Annotated in this window: 6 protein-coding genes and 1 pseudogene; 4 read left to right on the plus strand and 3 right to left on the minus strand. The window is 37.3% G+C overall.

Going from position 1 to position 3254, the window contains the following annotated elements; translation table 11 throughout:
• Nucleotides 1–229: 229 nt before the first annotated feature.
• From F972_RS02340 to F972_RS02350, 3 genes are read right to left on the minus strand one after another with little or no spacing between them, the layout of a single operon-like run.
• The gene (locus F972_RS02340; RefSeq protein ID WP_004678285.1) at nt 230–553 is read right to left on the minus strand and encodes a type II toxin-antitoxin system HicB family antitoxin; all 324 of its coding nucleotides are present in this window, start codon (nt 551–553) and stop codon (nt 230–232) included.
• A gap of 8 nt (nt 554–561) precedes the next feature.
• The gene (locus F972_RS02345; protein ID WP_004678286.1) at nt 562–807 is read right to left on the minus strand and encodes a hypothetical protein; all 246 of its coding nucleotides are present in this window, start codon (nt 805–807) and stop codon (nt 562–564) included.
• A gap of 53 nt (nt 808–860) precedes the next feature.
• Nucleotides 861–1292: an Arc family DNA-binding protein gene (locus tag F972_RS02350; protein WP_004678288.1), complete on the minus strand. Its 432-nt coding sequence runs from the start codon at nt 1290–1292 to the stop codon at nt 861–863.
• A 636-nt stretch (nt 1293–1928) separates the two neighbouring features.
• Between F972_RS02350 and F972_RS02355 the strand changes: the two genes are divergently transcribed.
• The 4 genes and pseudogenes from F972_RS02355 to F972_RS14960 all read left to right on the plus strand — a co-directional run.
• Entirely contained in the window at nt 1929–2222 is a 294-nt protein-coding gene (locus tag F972_RS02355; RefSeq protein WP_004681132.1) for a hypothetical protein, read from the plus strand.
• 112 nt (nt 2223–2334) lie between these two features.
• Complete coding sequence (locus F972_RS02360) at nt 2335–2832, plus strand: hypothetical protein (protein ID WP_004681133.1); 498 nt, start codon at nt 2335–2337, stop codon at nt 2830–2832.
• 16 nt (nt 2833–2848) lie between these two features.
• Nucleotides 2849–3058 (plus strand): hypothetical protein, encoded by a 210-nt coding sequence (locus F972_RS02365; protein WP_004681134.1) that lies wholly within the window; start codon nt 2849–2851, stop codon nt 3056–3058.
• Between the two features lie 50 nt (nt 3059–3108).
• Nucleotides 3109–3254: pseudogene (locus F972_RS14960) on the plus strand (IS4 family transposase); the annotation flags it as partial.

Here is a 3254-nt window from a genome sequence, read left to right on the forward strand (position 1 = left end):
TACGTCTGAACAGACTTCCCTGCTGATAAGGGATGAACGAGGAACAGCAAAGCACTGCTTTGCCCGAGTGCAAGACGAAAGCTTTGCTTGAGTTAGACGTGAACCCTCGATAGTATCTATTGCAAAATACTGGATAAAACGACCACCTATTCCTGTTCGTAACATACCAGTCATTCCTATTTCTTGAACCACTTGGATATGAGACAAAATCTCATATCCTTTTAACTGGTTACATAGCTAATTTTGCGGATACTAAACGATTCATACTTACACCACGTTCTGCTGCTTCTAATGCTAGTTTTTGATGAACCATTGATGGAACACGTACAGCAAAACGACCACTATATTTCTTCTCTGAAAGTGGCACTGGTACTTTTTCATTATTACTGATCATATCGGCTACAACCTCAGCAACAACATTAACAATACCTGAAAATGCTTTAGATTGATCTGCATCAAGCCAAGATAATGATGGAAATTCAGCACATTGTCCAACGTATTCATTATCTTCTGCTGACCACATAACACGGTAAGTATATTGCTTACTATCCATTTTCCACCTCACAATACGTTAAGTTTATCGAGTGCAGCCAAAACTTGCTTCACTTGGTATGGTTTAGCTTTCCCACCATCATCTTGAAGGTTTATACGAGGATCGCCTTGCCACGGTGTTTTAAATACGGTGTGACTACCACCTGTTTGTCTTGGCTCACCAAAATACTGTTTGCAAACCTTGATTAAATCCACAAAACGAATATTTTTTGGATTATTCCGCATTTGCTCTATGAGTTGATCAATATTAGCCATTAATATGCTCAATAATTCCAATCTCTAAATAGTATCAATAATGGTACTATTATTCAAGTGCTGATTTCACCATCACCATGTACAAGCCAAGACGGATTAACCTTTAGATACTCTGCTATTTCTCGAAGTTGATGGAAAGATGGTTCATGTTTACCTTGTATCCAATCTAATACAGGTTCAGCAGTTTCATATCCTAGTTGTTCAGCAATGTGTGTATATTTAATTTCTTTTACCTGTAATGAATTAAACAACTCTATTGCTTTAGTTAAGCGATTTGATAGTTCTTTCTTGCGATCAATAAGTTGATATTGGTTCAATACACTATTATTGTCTAATTTTTTAAAGTTAAAGCTATTTTCTAATCGTGCCACAATTTCAGCATTCATAGATCGTTTCAAGCCTTGAGCTTCATTTTCAATTTTTAACTTTAATGTTGTTGGTAATCTAAGTTTAAATTGTGCATCTACTGTTTGTGGTTTATTCATTTTCGGCTCATTACGAAAGGAACGACTGGTACGTTACGAACAAGAATGGGTGGTATGTTTATGCAGGAATATGCAATCTATTTTAGATACTTCCCTGTAGATAAGGGATTAAGACCATTGAAAACAGTATAGTAGTCACGAATCCAATGTCTGAACAGACTTCCCTGTAGATAAGGGATGAACGAGGATCAGCAAAGCACTGCTTTCCCCGAGTGCAAGACGAAAGCTTCGATTGAGTTAGACGTGAACCCTCGATAGTATCTGTTTTTGGATACTTCCCTGTAGATAAGGGATGAACGAGGAACAGCAAAGCACTGCTTTGCCCGAGTGCAAGACGAAAGCTTTGCTTGAGTTAGACGTGAACCCTCGATAGTATCTGTTTTGGATACTTCCCTGTAGATAAGGGATTCAGCCCCAGGTTGAAACTTAATACGAGATCAAAGGGGGGCAATTTTACTTCGCCATTTGTAAGGTAAAAGGGGTCAGTTTTAGAATGCCGTTGACAACTTCCCTAAATAAGCAATTTTAAAAGCCATCAAGACACCATCTTGATGGCTTTTTATAAGCTTACGTTTAAAAAATAAATCAAAAATATCTCTTATTCTCTATACACCAAGCGAACTAGAGGGTAAGAAAATGACGTGTTATTTGAATTTCGAAGATATTGCATTAGGCTTAAGCGTACATGCCTATAAACGACGTACACAACGCGGTATACAGCAACAGCATATTGCACACTTATTACGTTTTGGTCGTAAACAATTTCACCGCCATGCGATTTACTACAGCATTGGTCATAAAGAAATAAATAAGTATGCCGATATTTGCCCGATGCTTAAAAATATGAATGGCATGCATTTGGTCACAGCCACCAATGGCAAAGTCCTGACCATGTTCCGCAACCGGGACTTCAGCCTGCTCAAAAAATAAAAACAGGAAAAAAACCATGGATTTTGTATTGTATCCATTGATTATTTACATCCTTTTCAGTTGCTAAATCGCACCATTCATTTGACGTTTAAAAGCGTATGGAGAAATATTAATGAATCCTTTAGTTCCACAAACTGCGGGCTTAATGGCAGTACAAGAAGGCATTAAAGCCGTTAGTAATATGGTGAGTGAAATTGCACACTATAAACGTGCTGTTGCTGAATTAGAATTTCAACGCAAACAAATGCATGAGCAGTCAAAGATCATACGTGCAGAGATTGAGCTCAATCATAAGAAAGAAATCAAACGTATTGATGCATTATCTAGCGCATTCAAAACTTGCTTAAAACACAATAAGCAATTTATTGCCTTGCAAAAACAACAGCAAGATCATGCCCAAGAGCAATGCATAATGATCTTAAATTTGATTGCACAAGAACAAGATCCAACGAACAAAACGACATTGATGTCAGTGTGGCAACAGATGCTTAAACAAATTGAGTTAAACCGTGAAGAAACCTCACGTTTAAATCAAACACTCATGGATGCGTATCATCAATTTGGTATTGATCTATCTCGTCCACAATTAGATCTAAAAGATGTTGGTTGAACAAAGGGGAAATGAAATGCTACCAATACTCGCAGGTGTTGCTATCGGAGCAGCCGTTCTTTATTTACTTGATGCCGAAACCCAATCACAGCATGATCGTTGGCAACGTAAACGTAGCCAAGTACGTCGTGAAACTGCACAACAACGTGAAAAAATTCAAGCTGCGATAAAAAGTACAGCACAATATCAGGAATATAAAAAATATCTCTGTACACGACAAAAATAGATAACTCATTGAAATAATGTCACAATAATTGTTTTCTAACGACGAATACTATGACACATCTCAATGAGTTATATCTTATCTTAAACAAATCTCTAAAATGGAACAAGTCACATTTAAAGTGCTTTTCGCTCATCATGCTTGCGATCATTTTAAAGCAAACGTGCAATCTTTCTTCTGCATCTAAAGCCTTGCCCAT

This window comes from Acinetobacter sp. CIP 102529 (assembly GCF_000368325.1).
Lineage (GTDB): Bacteria > Pseudomonadota > Gammaproteobacteria > Pseudomonadales > Moraxellaceae > Acinetobacter > Acinetobacter parvus.